Source organism: Actinoplanes sp. NPDC026623 (assembly GCF_040638275.1).
GTDB lineage: Bacteria > Actinomycetota > Actinomycetes > Mycobacteriales > Micromonosporaceae > Actinoplanes.
In genome coordinates, this window is the sequence record NZ_JBEZXZ010000025.1 from 50,686 (window position 1) to 65,408 (window position 14,723).

The window sequence follows — 14,723 nt, forward strand, 5'->3', positions numbered from 1 at the left end:
CAGTTGTTGCTGCGCGGCCCGGGCAACAGGTGGCAACCGCTTGCCCGGCCCGGCCGGCGCCGCCAGGCTTCGGCCATGGCCACCCTGACCGTGCACCCCGACCGGCTGCTGCCCGCCGAGCCCGGGGTGCGGGACATCGCCCGCCGCCTGTACGCCGCGGTCCGGGAGCTGCCGATCGTCTCGCCGCACGGCCACGTCGACCCGCGGATCCTTGTGGACGACGCGCCGTTCGCGGACCCGGCGAGCCTGTTCATCCAGCCGGACCACTACGTGACGCGGCTGCTGCACGCGGGCGGCGTGCCGCTCGACCGGCTCGGCGTCGGCGCGGGCCCGATGCCCGAGCGGCGGGCCCGGGAGGCCTGGCGGCTGCTGTGCGGCAACTGGCACCTGCTGCGCGGCACCCCCGTGCGGTACTGGTTCGACAGCGAACTGGCCGAGACGTTCGGGGTGCGCGAGCGGCCGGGCGCGGAGAACGCCGACGCGATCTACGACCGGATCGCCGCCCAGCTCGCCGGGCCGGCGCACCGGCCGCGCGCGCTGCTGCGCCGCTTCGGGATCGAGGTGCTGGCGACCACCGACGATCCGGCCGACGACCTCGAGGCGCACGCCCGGCTCGCCCGCGACCCGGAGATCACCACCCGGGTCATACCGACGTTCCGGCCGGACCGCTACCTCGAGCCGGCCCGGCCGGACTGGGCCGACGCGGTCGGGCGGCTCGGCGCGGCGGCGGACACCGAGGTCGGCGACTACGGCGGATACCTGGCGGCGCTGGAGCGGCGCCGCCGGTACTTCGCCGGGCACGGCGCGGTGTCGGCGGACCACGGCCACGCCGACGCGGTGGCGGAGCCGCTGGAGCGCTCCGCGGCCGAGCGGATCTACCGGTGGGCGCTGGCCGGCAAGGCCTCCGAGGCCGACGCCACCGCGTTCCGGCGCCACATGATCATGGAGATGGCGCGGATGTCCTGCGACGACGGGCTGGTCATGACGCTGCACCCGGGGGTGCGCCGCAACCACCACCCGGGCACGTTCGCCCGCTACGGCGCCGACGTCGGCGCCGACATCCCCGTCGCCACCGAGTACACCGACGCGCTGCGCCCGCTGCTGAGCCGCTTCGGCACCCATCCGAATCTGCACCTGGTGCTGTTCACCGTGGACCCCGACGCGTTCGCCCGCGAGATCGCACCCCTCGCCGGCTTCTACCCGTCGGTGTACGCCGGTGCGCCCTGGTGGTTCCTCGACAGCCCGGCCCTCATCCGCCGCTACCAGGAGTCCGTGGCCGAGATCGCCGGGCTCGCCCGGATGTCCGGGTTCATCGACGACACCCGGGCGTTCTGCTCGATACCGGCCCGACACGACATGTCCCGGCGCCTCGACGCCGGGTTCCTCGCCGGCCTGGTCGCCGCGCACCGGCTCGACGAGGACGAGGCCCTGGACGCCGTCACGACCCTGGTCGCGGAGCAGCCGCGCCGGGTGTTCAAGCTGTGACGCCGCGGCGCGGCGACCGGCCGCCGGTGCGCCTCGTGCACCTGGGGCTCGGCGGCTTCTTCCGCGCGCACCAGGCCTGGTACACGGGGGCGGCGCCGGACGCCGGATCCTGGGGCATCGCCGCGTTCACCGGGCGGTCCCGCGCGCTCGCCGAACGGCTGACCCGCCAGGACGGGCTGTACACGCTGGTGGTCCGCGGGCCGGAACGCGACGACATGTCCGTACAGCGGGCGGTTTCGGAGGCGCTGCCCGGCACCGACGTGCCGGCCTGGTGCGAGCGCCTGGCCCGCCCTGAGGTCGCCGTGGTGACGCTGACCGTCACGGAGGCGGCGTACCGGCGGTCCCGCGACGGCGGCCTGGACGCGGACGACCCGCAGGTGCGCGCTGACCTCGCCGCGCTGCGCGAGGGCGCCGGGGTGAGCACCGTGCCGGGCCGGCTCGTGGCGGGCCTGGCCGCCCGGCGGGCCGCCGGCGCGGGGCCCCTCGCCGTGGTCTCCTGCGACAACCTGCCCGGCAACGGCTCGGTCGCCGCCCGGGTCGTCACCGAACTCGCCGAGGACGCCGATCCGTCGCTGGCGGCCTGGATCCGCGAGCGGGTCTCCTTCGTGAACACCATGGTCGACCGCATCACCCCCGGCACCACCGGGGCGGACGTGCGCGAGGTCGCCGAGCGGACGGGCTGGCGCGACGCGGTGCCGGTGATCACCGAGCCGTTCACCGAATGGGTGCTCGGCGGCGCGTTCCCGGCCGGGCGGCCCGCGTGGGAGGCCGCCGGTGCCCGCTTCACCGACGACGTCCACCCGTACGAGACGCGCAAGCTGCTGCTGCTCAACGGCGGGCACAGCCTGCTCGCGTACGCGGGCAGCGCGCGCGGCCACCGGCAGGTCGCCGAGGCGGTCGCCGACCCGGTGTGCCGCCGATGGCTGGGCCAGTGGTGGGACGAGGCGGCGCGCTACGTGCCGCTGCCCGCCGCCGAGATCGCGGCCTACACCGCGGCGCTGCGGCGGCGGTTCGCCAACCCGCGGATCCGGCACACGCTGGCGCAGATCGCCGCGCACGGCTCACAGAAGGTGCCCGTCCGCGTCCTGCCGGTGCTGCGCGGCGAGCGCCGCGCGGGCCGGATGCCCGCCGGGGCGGTGCGGGTGCTGGCGGCCTGGATCGGCCACCTGCGCGGAATCGGCGCACCGGTGAACGACGCCGGCGCCGGCCCGTACCGGGCGCGAGCGGGATCGGCGCGTGACGTGCTCGCCCTGCTCGCGCCGGACCTGGCCGGCGACACGGATCTGATCAGTGCGATCGACGAGGCGTCGCACCGCGGAGACCGTCCGGCCTCAGGATGACGGTGACACGCTGTCGAGATCCTGAAGCTGCTGGGCCAGGTGGTTGTTGAGCGCCGCCTGGTAGCTCTCCGCGAGCTGGCCGAGGCGTTCGATCTCGTCCAGCAGGGCGGCCCGCTTGGCACCCAGGCTGTTCATCGCCTCGGTGTGGTTGCGGCGCGCGTCGCCCTCGATGGTGCCGGCCTTGAGCTGCGCGTCGGCGGTGATCTGCAGCGACTTGTCCTGCGCGTCGGCGAGCAGCGCCTCCGATTCCTGACGGGCGTCGCGCATGTGGTCGTCGGCGGTGCGCTGCGCCATCATCAGCACCCGGGCGTTGCGGTCCTCACCATCGGGGGAGAGCGAGGGCGCGGCCGGGGCGGAGTTGCGCGCCTGCTCGAGCCTGGCCTGCGCGCTGCGGGCGTTCTGCTCGGCCCGGGCGCGGGCCTCCTGCATGCGCTCGAGCTGCGCGCTGATCTCGGAGAACTCGGCGTTGAGCGCCATGGCCGACGCGGCCGGGCCGGCGCCGTTCGAGCCGCCGCGCTGGACCTGGCCGTGCAGGGCGTTGTTCTCCTCCAGCAGGCGGGTCAACTCCTGCTCGAGCTCGTCCAGGAACGCGTCGACTTCTTCCTCGTCGTAACCGCGCTTGCCTATGGGCGGCTTCTTGAAGGCCATGTTGTGGATGTCGGCCGGCGTTAACGGCATCGTGCTCCTCGAATCAGCGGGCGTGCAGGCATGCGGCCGGAATCCTACGCAACATCGCAGTGCGGCGGGCACTGGTCCGCCACAGGTGAGCCGTTACCGACATCACTTCTGCCGGTCCGGCGGGTCGCCGCGACGATGCTGGGCGACCCATGCCCGGCCTGCGGGGGTCGCCCGGGGCGGTCAGGACGTCCCGATGGGCGTCCAGTCGAGGTACTTGCCGGTCCGGTTGTCGCCCGACGAGCGCCCCCGCACGCGCCGGCCCAGCCACGGCAGGACGTGCTCGCGGTAGTAGCGGGCCTCCGCGAACACCCGCCGGCCGTCGCCCGGACCCGGGTCGACCACGTGCGCGGTGCGGGCATGACCCAGCGCGGTGAGCACCAGGCCCGCCACGCGCTGGTGACCGGCGGCGTTGAGGTGCAGCCGGTCCGCCGACCAGTATGCGGCACCGCGGATCTCGGCGTCGTGGAACACGTCCACAAGCTGGACGCCGTAGCGGGCGGCTAGCTCGGCGGTCGCGGCGGTGAGGATCTCGCCGCGGCGGCGCACGACGCCCCCGAACGGCAGCCGGGCCGACGGGTCCGCGCCGCTGAGCACCACCATCCGCACGCCCGCGTCGACGCACCGCCGGATCGCCCGTTCGAGCAGCCCGACGAGGCGGGTCATGTCGGTGCCGGGCCGCATCATGTCGTTGCCGCCGCCGTTGAACGTGATGAGCGAGGGCGCGGGCGACAGCGACAGCGCCGCCTCGAGCTGCCCGTTCACGATCGGATCGAGCAGGCGGCCGCGGATCGCCAGGTTGGCGTAGCGCACCGGCCCGGTCTCCTCGGCGGCCAGACCGGCGGCGACCAGGTCGGCCCAGCCGCGCACCGAGCCGTCCGCGAGCTCGTCGCCCATCCCCTCGGTGAAGCTGTCACCGACCGCCACGTACCGCATCGCGACACCTTCCTCATGCTCATCAGAAGCCCTCAAGTTACCCGGAGGTAGTCCGATGGGTGCCGCTCATTCACTGCGGATGAGGTACGGATCACCCCCGACGGCAATGATCGTTTTCCATGACCGAGGCAACGAACACCGCCGGTTCCGAGGCCATGTCAGGACATGGGCGGCGGCTGGCGATCCTGCTGGCCATGGCGATGTTCGTGCTGGTCGTCGACACCTCGCTGATGAACGTGTCGATCTCCTCCGTGGTGCGGGACCTGGACACGACCGTGAGCGGGGTGCAGTCGGCGATCGCGCTCGAGGCGCTGGTCTCCGCCGCGTTCATCCTGATCGGCGGCAAGGTCGGCGACCTCATCGGCCGCAAGCGGGCGTACGTGCTGGGCCTGCTCGGATATGCCACCGGGGCCATGGCGATGGCGCTCGCGCAGAACCTGCTGACGATCATCATCTTCTGGGCGGTGCTCGGCGGCATCGGCGCCTCGCTGCTGCTGCCCGCCATGCAGTCGCTCATCCACGGCAACTTCGAGGGCGCGGCGCAGAAACGCGTCTACGCCCTGGTCGGCGCGGCTGCCGCGATCGCCGCCGCGGTCGGGCCGCTGCTCGGCGGCTTCATCACCACCTACCTCTCCTGGCGCATCGCCTTCCTGGGCGAGGTCGTCATCATCGCGGTGGTGCTCTCCGGCATCGGCATCGTCCGCGAGGTGCCGTACACCGGGCCGCGCAACATCGACGTCGTCGGCGCCTGCCTGTCCGTCCTGGGAATGGGCGGCGTCGTGCTGGGCATCCTGGTGTGGCAGGAGGGCGGCGAGTCCGTCGCGGCGCTGCTGGTGGTCGGCGCGGCCGCGCTGGCCGCGCTGGTCTACTGGCTGCTGCGGCGCAAGCGTCGCGGGCGGCCGACGCTGCTGGATCCGGACCTGTTCCGGTCCGGGACCTTCCGGGTGGGCATCTCCCAGCAGATGCTCCAGCAGATCGCGCTGGGCGGGACGATGATCGCGCTGCCGATCTACCTGCAGATGGTGCTCGAGTACAACGCCATGCAGGCCGGCCTGTCGCTCGCGCCGCTGTCGCTGAGCATGTTCGCGGTGGCGCTGCTCGCCGGGAGGAAGGCGGGCGACCGCCGCCCGGCCGCCATCGTCCGGTGGGGATTCCTGCTGCTCACGGTGGGGCTCGTCGTGCTGGTGCCGACCGTGCCCCGGGCGGACTTCGGCTGGGCCCTGGTGCCGCCCCTGCTGATCGCCGGAAGCGGCCTCGGCCTGCTGGTGTCCCAGCTCAACAACTACACGCTCTCGCCGGTCTCGCAGGAGCGGGTGAGCGAGGCCGCCAGCGCGAACTCGGCGGCGGGCTCGTTCGGCCTGTCGTTCGGGCTGGCGTTCGCCGGGGCCGTCATGCTGGCGACCCTCTCCATCACCTTCACCGCGATGGCACAGGAGAGCACCGTGCTCCCGCCGGCCGAGCAGCAGCACGTGGCGCAGGTGCTGGAGGACGACGCCGAGGTCATGACCAACACCCACCTCGCGGAGTTGCTCGCCGATCAGCCGCCGCAGGTGCGGGACGAGATCATCCGCATCAACACGGAGGCGCGCCCGTTGGCCCTCCAGATCGCCCTGCTCATCCCAATTCTCGCCGGGCTCATCGGGCTGTTCAACTCCTTCCGCATGATGCGGCTGCCCGACCCCGTGGCGACCGGCGCCGCCGAGGGAACGGTCATCGGCTGAACGGGAGCTACCGGTGCTACTTCTTCTCCGCCGCGGCGAAGGTGGTGGTGACGACCTGTCCGGGTACGCGTTCCTGCTGGCGCCCGAGCAGCACGAGCGCCCGGCGGTCCGCGGCGTTGGGGACGCTGCCGGTGAGGCTGCGCGGCGTCAGCCGGCCCTCGAGCACGGCCGAGGCCTCGACGCTCAGCACCAGCGTCTGGCTGATGAGGTACAGCAGCGCGAAGACACCCACCACGGTCGCGAAGCTGCCGTAGACGGGCCCGGCCCGGGCGACCAGGGCGGGCAGGACCGTCGTCGCGGTCCTGAGCAGAGCGGTGACGATGAGGGCGCCGACGACGGTGCCCGCCCAGGTGTCGCGCAGGCGCAGCGGCCGGCAGACGAGCACCTTGTGGGCGAGGGTCAGCGCGGCGAAGATCGCGCCGACGGTCGCGATGGCCGAGGCGCCGCGCTCGACGGTGGGCAACCGCAGCACCGTGTCGGTGATCAGGGCCGACGCGGCGGCCAGCAGGGCGCAGATCAGGGTCAGGATCAGCACCGAGAACGCCCGGGCGTACTGGCGGGTCAGGCCGAACCGGTCGCGCCACGGGACACCCCAGATCCGGTTCAGCGCGAAGTAGACGGCGAGCACGCCGCCGTTGCCGGCCCACAGCAGACCGATCAGACCGACGGCGAGCGGAACCCCGCTCGGCGGCAGCCGGTCCAGGGCCTGCGCGACCTGGGGCTGCAGGTCGGGCCGGACGAGCTGATCGAGCAGTCGCCGCTGCAGCTCGGGGTGCGACTGGAGGGTCGCGGTGACCGCGGCCGTGGCGAGCAGCAGGAGGGGGAACAGGCTGAGGAATCCGTAGTAGGTGGTCAGGGCCGCCATCCGGGGGCCGTCGTCGTCGAAGTACTTGCGCACCACCGCCACGGGGAGGCCGAGGACCCGGTGCCGGCGCTGCAGCGCGTCCACCCGCCGGACCAGCCCGGATCCGAACGAGCTGAGGCGGGAGCCGGGTCCACCGCTCATGAGATCTGCGGCCCTGCCTTTCCGGCGCGATGATGTGATCCGATACGGCCACGCTGCCCACCGGCGCAAGCCGCCGCCTCATCCCGGCAGGATGCCATTGCCGGCCATCAGTCACTCCCGAACGACCCGGGGTTTTAGGAGATGTCGATGAACGGCGAGCGATCGGCCCCGCAAGGGGCAGCACCTCCGCCGCCGCGCGGGCCGGGCCTGCGCGAACGGCTTACCGGGATCGCCATGGAACGCGGCGCGGGCCTGCTGTCGCGGGCCGAGTCGTCGCTGCCGGTGCGCTGCCTGCGGCGCTTCGCGGCCATCAACGGCCGGGAGCGGTCGCTGGTGCTGGGCGGCCAGGCGTTCACGGCCCTCATCCCGCTGCTGATCGTGGTGGCGGCGGCCGCCTCCGGGCGGGGCCCGACGGCGCTGGCCGACCGCCTGGCCGCCCGGTTCAACGTCACCGGCGCCTCGGCACAGGCCATCCGCACGCTCTTCGAGCGGCCGCCCGGCGCCACCGGTGCGTTCACCGTCGCCGGCGCGGTCGTGCTCCTGTTCTCCCTGCTCAACCTGACCCGATCACTTCAGCGCACGTACGAGGCCGCCTGGCACCTGCCGGCGATCGGCGTGCGGGGAACGCTCAACGGGGTGACCGCGGTCGGGCTGCTGATCAGCTCGCTGCTGGTGCTGTCGCTGCTGCTCGGCATGCTGCGCCAGGTGCCGGCCGGCACCGCGTTCGCCTTCGTCCTGCGGGTGGTCATGTCCACCGGGATCTGGCTGCTGCTGCAGTTCCTGCTGCTGTCGCGGCGGGTCCCGTTCCGGCGGTTGCTGCCCGGCTCGGTGGTGGCCGGACTCGGCGGCGCGGCCCTGAGCGTGTATTCGGCGGTCTGGATGCCCCGGGTGATCGAGAGCAACTCCGGCCGCTACGGGATCATCGGAATCACCTTCGCCCTGCTGACCTGGCTGATCCTGGTCTGCGTCTGCGTGGTCATCGCCGCGGTCATCGGGGCCGAGATGGGCGGCGCCGCCACAGTCGGTGGCAACCGTTGGCCGGCCGTGCTGTTCGGCCGGGCCGGCGAGGCGCCCGGGCCCTCTGACGACGACGCTCTTTGAGGCCGGGCCGGCTTCCGGCACGCCACATCCGGCTGGTGCGGCGTGCGCACCAGCCGGAGAATGTGGACGCGGACCGGCGGTCAGCTCAGGATGCGTCGCTTCTGCGTCTCGAACTCCGCCTCGGTCAGCACACCCTGCGCCTTCAGCTCGGCGAGGTCCTTGAGCTGGGCGAGCTTGTCGTCCATCGAGTCGGCGGGTGCCGGCGCGGGCGCCGGGGGAGCTACGTAGACCTGCTGGGGCGGCGGTGCCGCGTAGACCTGCTGCGGCGGTGCGGCGTACTGCTGCTGGGGCGGTGCCGCGTACTGCTGCTGGGCGGGCTGCTCCTTGGCCGCCCAACGACCGGCCTGCCGGCGCGAGACGCGGTTGGAGACGCTGGTGGCCGTACCGGCGATGACGGCGGTCTTGGCGATACCGCGAAGTAGACCTGGCATGGCGTTCTTCCTCTCGTGCGGGGGTTCAGGCGGAGACTTCGGAGGCTTCCAGCGCGGCGAGCGCCTCCTGGATGGGGATCCGTCCGTTCGCCACCAGCCGGCCGCCGCCCCTGCGCAGCGCCGCCGCGAAGGGACCGGCCCAGCGGTTCTCGTAGACGAGGATCCCGGCCGAACTACCCGGCTCGAGCACGGAACCGGCGTGGTCCACGTCCTCGGTGCCGAGCAGGCCCGACGCCGCCCCCTCGAAGACGGCGAGGTCGAGGACGCCGTCGTGGTCCAGGTCCGCGATCGCCAGGCCGGCGACCGAGCCGTCCAGCTCCTTGCGGATGAACAGCAGGTCCAGAATCCGGATGATGCCGCGATCGTGCAGCTCGACCAGCAGCGGCAGCCCTTCGCCGGTCATCTTGCTCCCGGGAAACTCCACCACGAGGTAGTCGATCGGGCCCATCTCGTCGAGATCGTCAGTCATTTCAGCCCTTCCGGTCAGCTTGGTTAACCACACCTCACGCTGCCCCAGGGCGGCCCGCGGTCCTTCACCCCCAGCGGGTGAAAAGCTGGTCGCCCGGGTGCGGCCCGGCGGTCGCTCATCCCGGACGGATGACGACGGAAGCCTCCGGCGCGGGCGACGGTGGAACTACTGTCCCGCGGCATCCAGGCCGCGGGGCGAAGGCCGCGACCCTTGCCCAGGAGGCAGAAGATGGCTACTACCAGCACCAGGATCCCGTCGGGAGCGTATGTCGATCGGCGGCTGGTGGGAGGCAGCGCGGCCCTCATGACCGTGGGCTTCGTGACCTACGCGTTGGGTGCCGCCGTCGGCGCGATCGCGCTGGTCAGCGCGGTCCGCCGGTACGTTGCGCGGCTCGAGGAGCCGCCGCAGGTGACGGTGCGCCGCCGCTTCGGCCAGGCCCGGTCGGCCACCGCGGCCGGTGTCGGCGCGTGGCGCGACTACGACCGTGACGCGCTGTCCGACGCGGTCCGGTGAGGCCGGGTCGCCGCAGCGGAGATCTCGGCTGAGCGCACGGCGCTCGGCCGGCCGTCCCGATCGGGGCGTCGAGGAATGTGGCGGTGTTCTGCCGGCCGCCGGCCTCGGCGCCCTGTTTCGTCGTCCCGGCACCCACCCGCCTCGAGTGCCGGGCCGCGCTCGTTCCGCCGGTGTCCGGCCCGTCAGGACGGCGCGGACGGCCTGCCGCCATGATGGCGCCGCCGGCGCGGCGGTGCGTCATCCGAGCGGGATGAGCCCGCCGGATGTGGCTATTCGGCCGTCGGCGCGGGGCGGGGCGAGGGTTCTCGATGCCCGCGCCGCTCGCACTCGTCGGCGACGCGGTCGAGGCGGATGAGCTGCACACCCACCCGCTCCACCCGCAGCAGCAGGGCGCGGAATTCCTCGGTGGAGAACCAGCCCTCGATGATCGTCTGTCTCGGCACCACCTCGGACTGCATGCCGGCGAGGGCGCCGAGCAGTACCGGTCCGAGCCGATCCGATACGCGGATCTCGTATCTCTCTGTCATCCGATCACCTCCGGGTATCCCTTCCTGCACCATCGACCGCGCGAGTCAGTTACGGATCGTCCGCAGGGGATGGCGGTGCGTACAACCTTTCGCCTGGAAAACGTCACCGGCCGAGTGGTGATCATCGCGACAGTTCCCCCCGCGATCGACGAATTCAGCCCAATCGATCTTGAGTTACGCTCAATCCGGCGAAGTCGCTGTGCTGTTGACCAGGGAAGTCCGGGATATCGCATGGGTGATCGGGGCAGAACCACCCGGCCCGCAGGTGCGTCCTCCCGCGCCGGTGGCTCGGACGGGCTACTCGCGGCCAAGCTGGTCTGGCCGCCGCTGCCGCACGCGTTCGTCCCCCGGCGGCGCCTCATGGCACCGCTGGACGAGGGCGCCGAGGGCGAGGTCACGCTGGTCTGCGGGGGGCCGGGGTCGGGGAAAACGCTGCTCGTCGCCGCCTGGGCGGAGGCCGGCCGGGCTCCCGGGCCGGTCGCCTGGGTCTCCCTCGACGCCCACGACAACGATCCGACCTCCTTCTGGTCGTACGTGCTCGCCGCGATCCGCGGCGTCGGCGCGGTCCCGGACCGCAGCCCACTCGCGCGCATGTTTCCCGGTCCGCGCATCGACGAAACCTTCGTGCGCCGGCTGGCCGGGGGGATCACCAGGCTGCCCGATCCGGTCGTGCTGGTCCTCGACGACCTGCACGAGATCGACAATCCGCGGGTGCTGCGGTCGCTGGCGTTCCTCCTGCGGCATCCGCTCGGGCGGCTGCGGCTGGTGATCACCACCCGGGCGGACCGGGTGCCGTCGCTGCACCGGCCACGCATCCGGGGCGGGCTGACCGAGCTGCGCGCCGCGGAGCTCGCGTTCACCCCGGACGAGGCGGCGAGCCTGCTGGCCGCGCACGACCTGCGGCTCACGCCCGCCGAGATCGAGGTCCTGCTCGAGCGCACCGAGGGCTGGGCCACCGGGCTGAGCCTCGCCGCGCGGTTCATGGGCGGGCGGGACCCGGCACGAAGGGCCGGGGAGTTCGCGGGGACCGAGCCGGCGGTCGCCGACTACCTGATGTCCGAGGTCCTGGTCGGCGAGCCGCCGGAGGTGCAGCGCTTCCTGCGGCTCACCTCCGTCGCCGAGCGGGTCTGCGGCGAGCTCGCCGAGGCGCTCACCGGCGAGGCGCACGGCCAGCGGATCCTGGAACGCCTGGCGCGCTCTAACGCGCTGGTGACCAGGGTCGGTGACCGGCAGCAGTGGTTCCGGTACGACCGCCTGCTGCGCGACGTGCTGCGGCACCGGTTGCGGCTCGAGACCCCCGAACTCGTCGCGGAGCTGCACCTGAAGGCGGCGCACTGGTTCGCCGGCGTCGACGACGGTCCGGCCGCGGTCCGGCACGCGGTCGCGGCGGGGGACTGGCCGCTCGTCGGCCGCCTGGTGATCACCGTCGTCGGTGCCCGGATCGACTCCGCCGACCGCCGGCCGCTCACCGACGTGCTGGCGCGGGTTCCGGCGCATCAACTCGGCGCCACCGCGGGCCTCGCCCTCTGCGGTGCGCTGCTCGCCTTCGACCGCGGGGAGTACGAGGTCGTGCCCGGCCTGCTCGCCCGGGCCCGGGCGCTCAACGCCGGCGAGGACGCGGAGCTGCGGCTGCCCGGCGAGATCCTGGCCCGCGCGCTCGACGCGGCGCTGGCGCGGGAACGCGGCGACATGACGGCGCTGGTCGAGACGACCGCCGAGGCGCTGAGCCTGCTCGCGGAGGTGTCGCCGGAGCAGCTGCCCGGCGCGCGGCACTATCGGGCGACCGCCTTCGGCAACGCCGGCATCGGGCTGTTCTGGACGGGACGCCTCGGCGCCGCGCACACCCGCCTCAGGTCGGGGGTGTCGGTGGCGCAGCACGCCGGCGCGGAACGCACCCGGCTCGACGCGCTGGCCCACCTCGCGCTGGTCGAGGCGGAGCGCGGCCTGCTGCGGGACGCGTACGGGCACGCCCGCGGTGGCCTCGACGCGGCCGAGGGTGCCTGGCGGTCGGCGCCCCAGGCGGTGCCCGCCTACCTGGCGCTGGCCCTGATCAACCTGGAACGGCACAACCTGGGCGAGGCCGACGCGGCGCTCGACAACGGCATCGCGGCGCTCGGCGTCGACCCCGAGCCGGTGCTGTACCTCGCGTTGCGGGCGGTCCAGGTCCGGATCCTGCTCGCGCACGGCGAGCTCGACGCGGCCCGGCTGGCGGCCCGGCGGCTCGGGGAGGAGAACGACGCGGGCCGCACGCCCACCACGCTCGCCCGGTGGATGGCGCTCGGGGAGGCCGACCTCGACCTCGCGGCGGGCGAGCCCGAGCGGCTCATCCGCCGGGTCCGCAGGCCCGGCGCGGGCGCGCGGATGTTTCCGCGGCTGTGGACCCGGGTGGCGCGGGCACACCTGGCCCTCGAGGCGTACGAGTCGGTCGAGGCGGTGCTGGCCCCGATACACGTCTCCGCGCCCGACGTCGGCTCGGCCGTCGAGGCCTGGCTGCTCACCGCCCTGGTGGCGGACGAGCTGCGGCAGACCCGGCACTCGGTCGACGCGTTCTCGCGGGCCGTCGCCCTGGCGGAGCCGCAGGAGATGCGCGGCCCGTTCGTCGGTGTCGGCCTGCCGCAGCTGGCGGCCTTTCTGGAGCGCTACCAGTGGCTTACCCCGCACAGTTCGCCCTTCATCGCGGAGCTGATCAACGGCGCGACGGCCGATCCGGGCCGCTCCGAATCCTCCGGGGTGCAGGACGGCGAAGAGCTGACGGAGCGCGAATTGGACGTGTTACGTTACCTACCAACAATGCTGAGAAATCAGGACATAGCGGTACAGATGTACGTCTCGGTCAATACAGTAAAGGCGCACCTCAGGTCGCTCTACCGTAAGCTTGGAGTTACGCAGCGTCGTGAAGCGGTTGATCGGGCAAGGGAATTGGGCCTCTTGTAGGTATTTGTCGTGACTTTGTACCGACTGCCGCATGGTTACTCCTGGCGCTCCGTCAATTACCCCATGTGGACGATGCAAGGTCACCTCGCCTGCCGAACGCTGGTGGCTGAAGCTGATCGACTTGACCAACCGACACCACTACGGAGCCTGCCGAACGCCACCGCGACCACAATCGAGGCAAAACCGTGACGAGCGACGTGACGATTCGTGCTGATACCGCCATCGAGCCTACGGTCGAGAGCGACCCATTACTCGCCTCGAAGTTCGCCGTACCCAAGACGCCGCCGTTCACCGTCGAGCGGGAACGGCTGCTCAGCCGCCTTTCCCGGGCGGTGGCCAATCCCATGACCGTGGTGACCGGACCGCCCGGTTGCGGCAAGACGCAGCTGGTCGCCTCCTGGGTGTCCTCCGGGGGAGCGCCCGGCCCGGTCATCTGGATCGCCCTCGAGGAGGGCGACGACGAGCCCGGCGTGTTCTGGTCCTACCTCGTCGAGGGCTTCCACCGCAGCGGGATCGCGCTCTCACCGGCGATCGAGGAGGCCGCCCGCCGCGGAACGATCGGCCGGTCGCTGCTCGCCCGCCTGGCGGCCGACCTCGCCGCCCAGCACAGCGCCGTGGTGCTGGTCCTCGACAGCGTGTCCGTCCTCGCCGGGCGGCGCCTCGGCGACGACCTCGACGCGCTGCTCCGGCACGCCGACCAGCACCTGCGGGTGGTGCTGGTGGGCCGGTGGGATCCGCCGCTGCCGCTGTACCGCTACCGGCTGGCCGGCACGCTCAGCGAGATCCGCGGCGACGAGCTCGCCTTCACCGCCACCGAGACCGCCGCCCTGCTGGCCGGGCACGGCGTGCACCTGCCGGACTGGGCGCTGCGATCCCTCGTCGAGCGCACCGAGGGCTGGGCCGCCGGCATCCGGCTGTTCGCCATGGCCATGGAACGCAGCGGCGACGCCGAGGACCTGGTCATCACGATCGCCGGCGACGACGCGAACATCGCCGAGTACTTCCTCGGCGAGGTGCTGTCCGCCCAGCCGCCCGAGATCCGGGACTTCGTCCTGCGTACCAGCGTCGTCGACGACTTCACGCCGGACCTCGCCGACGTGCTGACCGGGCGGCACGACGCACGGCAGATCCTGGCCGCGCTGGAGCGGGCCAACGCGTTCGTGCAGCCGGTCGCCGAGCGCTCGACGGTGCACCGCTACCACCGCCTCTTCGCGGAGTTGCTGCGCGCGCAGCTGACCTACGAGGAGCCCGACCAGGTGCCGCAGCTGCACCGCCGCGCCGCGGCCTGGTTCGTGGCGCACGGCCGCGCCGCCGAGGCGATCCGGCACGCCGTCGCCGCCGGGGACTGGGAGCACGCCTGCGCGCTGGTGGTCCAGGACCTGGGCATCGGCCGCCTGGTGGCCGGCGGGGACGCGGACCGGCTCGGCAAGCTGTTCCGCGAGATGCCGGCCGAGCTGGACGGTCCCGCGGCCGCGCTGGTGACGGCCGCGCAGCGGCTCGCCGCCGCCGACCCGGACGAGGCCGAGCAGCACCTGGAACGCGCCGCGGGCCTCGCCGCCGGCGGCGCCCCGGAGCAGACCCTGCC

General features: G+C 73.0%; 12 protein-coding genes and 1 pseudogene. 7 read left to right on the top strand and 6 right to left on the bottom strand.

The window, feature by feature from the left end:
- The first annotated feature begins 75 nt into the window (after positions 1 to 75).
- Together uxaC and AB0F10_RS10800 are read left to right on the top strand one after the other, a co-directional pair.
- The gene (gene uxaC, locus AB0F10_RS10795) at positions 76 to 1,485 is read left to right on the top strand and encodes a glucuronate isomerase (protein WP_360622365.1); all 1,410 of its coding nucleotides are present in this window, start codon (positions 76 to 78) and stop codon (positions 1,483 to 1,485) included.
- A complete protein-coding gene (locus AB0F10_RS10800) occupies positions 1,482 to 2,825 on the top strand; it encodes a mannitol dehydrogenase family protein (protein ID WP_360622367.1) in 1,344 nt (447 codons plus the stop codon). The genes uxaC and AB0F10_RS10800 overlap by 4 nt, the downstream gene beginning before the upstream one ends.
- Here AB0F10_RS10800 and AB0F10_RS10805 read toward each other — a convergent pair.
- Together AB0F10_RS10805 and AB0F10_RS10810 are read right to left on the bottom strand one after the other, a co-directional pair.
- Positions 2,817 to 3,503, bottom strand: coding sequence for a DivIVA domain-containing protein (locus AB0F10_RS10805; protein WP_360622369.1), 687 nt, complete (start codon positions 3,501 to 3,503; stop codon positions 2,817 to 2,819). The two genes, AB0F10_RS10800 and AB0F10_RS10805, sit on opposite strands and share 9 nt — an antisense overlap.
- Before the next feature lie 180 nt (positions 3,504 to 3,683).
- Positions 3,684 to 4,436: an SGNH/GDSL hydrolase family protein gene (locus AB0F10_RS10810; RefSeq protein ID WP_360622371.1), complete on the bottom strand. Its 753-nt coding sequence runs from the start codon at positions 4,434 to 4,436 to the stop codon at positions 3,684 to 3,686.
- Between the two features lie 119 nt (positions 4,437 to 4,555).
- Here AB0F10_RS10810 and AB0F10_RS10815 point away from each other — a divergent pair, with 119 nt between their 5' ends.
- Complete coding sequence (locus tag AB0F10_RS10815) at positions 4,556 to 6,157, top strand: MFS transporter (protein WP_360622373.1); 1,602 nt, start codon at positions 4,556 to 4,558, stop codon at positions 6,155 to 6,157.
- A gap of 16 nt (positions 6,158 to 6,173) precedes the next feature.
- Here AB0F10_RS10815 and AB0F10_RS10820 read toward each other — a convergent pair whose 3' ends face one another.
- Positions 6,174 to 7,163, bottom strand: coding sequence for a YhjD/YihY/BrkB family envelope integrity protein (locus AB0F10_RS10820; protein ID WP_360622375.1), 990 nt, complete (start codon positions 7,161 to 7,163; stop codon positions 6,174 to 6,176).
- A 147-nt stretch (positions 7,164 to 7,310) separates the two neighbouring features.
- Here AB0F10_RS10820 and AB0F10_RS10825 point away from each other — a divergent pair, with 147 nt between their 5' ends.
- Complete coding sequence (locus tag AB0F10_RS10825) at positions 7,311 to 8,264, top strand: YhjD/YihY/BrkB family envelope integrity protein (protein WP_360622377.1); 954 nt, start codon at positions 7,311 to 7,313, stop codon at positions 8,262 to 8,264.
- Between the two features lie 80 nt (positions 8,265 to 8,344).
- Here AB0F10_RS10825 and AB0F10_RS10830 read toward each other — a convergent pair whose 3' ends face one another.
- On the bottom strand, positions 8,345 to 8,695 hold the full coding sequence (locus AB0F10_RS10830) for an SHOCT domain-containing protein (protein WP_360622380.1): 351 nt from the start codon (positions 8,693 to 8,695) through the stop codon (positions 8,345 to 8,347).
- 25 nt (positions 8,696 to 8,720) lie between these two features.
- Positions 8,721 to 9,164 carry a DUF6325 family protein gene (locus tag AB0F10_RS10835; protein WP_360622382.1) on the bottom strand — a complete coding sequence of 148 codons (444 nt, stop codon included), beginning with the start codon at positions 9,162 to 9,164 and terminating at the stop codon, positions 8,721 to 8,723.
- Positions 9,165 to 9,392: 228 nt separating this feature from the next.
- On the opposite strand from AB0F10_RS10835, the gene AB0F10_RS10840 reads away from it, so the two are divergent.
- Positions 9,393 to 9,677 carry a hypothetical protein gene (locus AB0F10_RS10840; RefSeq protein ID WP_360622384.1) on the top strand — a complete coding sequence of 95 codons (285 nt, stop codon included), beginning with the start codon at positions 9,393 to 9,395 and terminating at the stop codon, positions 9,675 to 9,677.
- 269 nt (positions 9,678 to 9,946) lie between these two features.
- Here AB0F10_RS10840 and AB0F10_RS10845 read toward each other — a convergent pair whose 3' ends face one another.
- The gene (locus AB0F10_RS10845) at positions 9,947 to 10,204 is read right to left on the bottom strand and encodes a hypothetical protein (RefSeq protein ID WP_360622386.1); all 258 of its coding nucleotides are present in this window, start codon (positions 10,202 to 10,204) and stop codon (positions 9,947 to 9,949) included.
- Positions 10,205 to 10,435: 231 nt separating this feature from the next.
- On the opposite strand from AB0F10_RS10845, the gene AB0F10_RS10850 reads away from it, so the two are divergent.
- The gene (locus AB0F10_RS10850; protein WP_360622388.1) at positions 10,436 to 13,138 is read left to right on the top strand and encodes a LuxR C-terminal-related transcriptional regulator; all 2,703 of its coding nucleotides are present in this window, start codon (positions 10,436 to 10,438) and stop codon (positions 13,136 to 13,138) included.
- Positions 13,139 to 13,335: 197 nt separating this feature from the next.
- Positions 13,336 to 14,723 (top strand): annotated as a pseudogene (locus AB0F10_RS10855) (helix-turn-helix transcriptional regulator); the annotation flags it as partial.

Bases quoted from the DNA above. Each gene is read 5' to 3' on its own strand.
- AB0F10_RS10805 (WP_360622369.1), bottom strand. From the start codon at position 3,503: ATGCCGTTAACGCCGGCCGACATCCACAACATGGCCTTCAAGAAGCCG.
- AB0F10_RS10815 (WP_360622373.1), top strand. From the start codon at position 4,556: ATGACCGAGGCAACGAACACCGCCGGTTCCGAGGCCATGTCAGGACAT.
- AB0F10_RS10830 (WP_360622380.1), bottom strand. From the start codon at position 8,695: ATGCCAGGTCTACTTCGCGGTATCGCCAAGACCGCCGTCATCGCCGGT.
- uxaC (WP_360622365.1), top strand. From the start codon at position 76: ATGGCCACCCTGACCGTGCACCCCGACCGGCTGCTGCCCGCCGAGCCC.
- AB0F10_RS10820 (WP_360622375.1), bottom strand. From the start codon at position 7,163: ATGAGCGGTGGACCCGGCTCCCGCCTCAGCTCGTTCGGATCCGGGCTG.
- AB0F10_RS10825 (WP_360622377.1), top strand. From the start codon at position 7,311: ATGAACGGCGAGCGATCGGCCCCGCAAGGGGCAGCACCTCCGCCGCCG.
- AB0F10_RS10845 (WP_360622386.1), bottom strand. From the start codon at position 10,204: ATGACAGAGAGATACGAGATCCGCGTATCGGATCGGCTCGGACCGGTA.
- AB0F10_RS10850 (WP_360622388.1), top strand. From the start codon at position 10,436: ATGGGTGATCGGGGCAGAACCACCCGGCCCGCAGGTGCGTCCTCCCGC.
- AB0F10_RS10840 (WP_360622384.1), top strand. From the start codon at position 9,393: ATGGCTACTACCAGCACCAGGATCCCGTCGGGAGCGTATGTCGATCGG.
- AB0F10_RS10835 (WP_360622382.1), bottom strand. From the start codon at position 9,164: ATGACTGACGATCTCGACGAGATGGGCCCGATCGACTACCTCGTGGTG.
- AB0F10_RS10810 (WP_360622371.1), bottom strand. From the start codon at position 4,436: ATGCGGTACGTGGCGGTCGGTGACAGCTTCACCGAGGGGATGGGCGAC.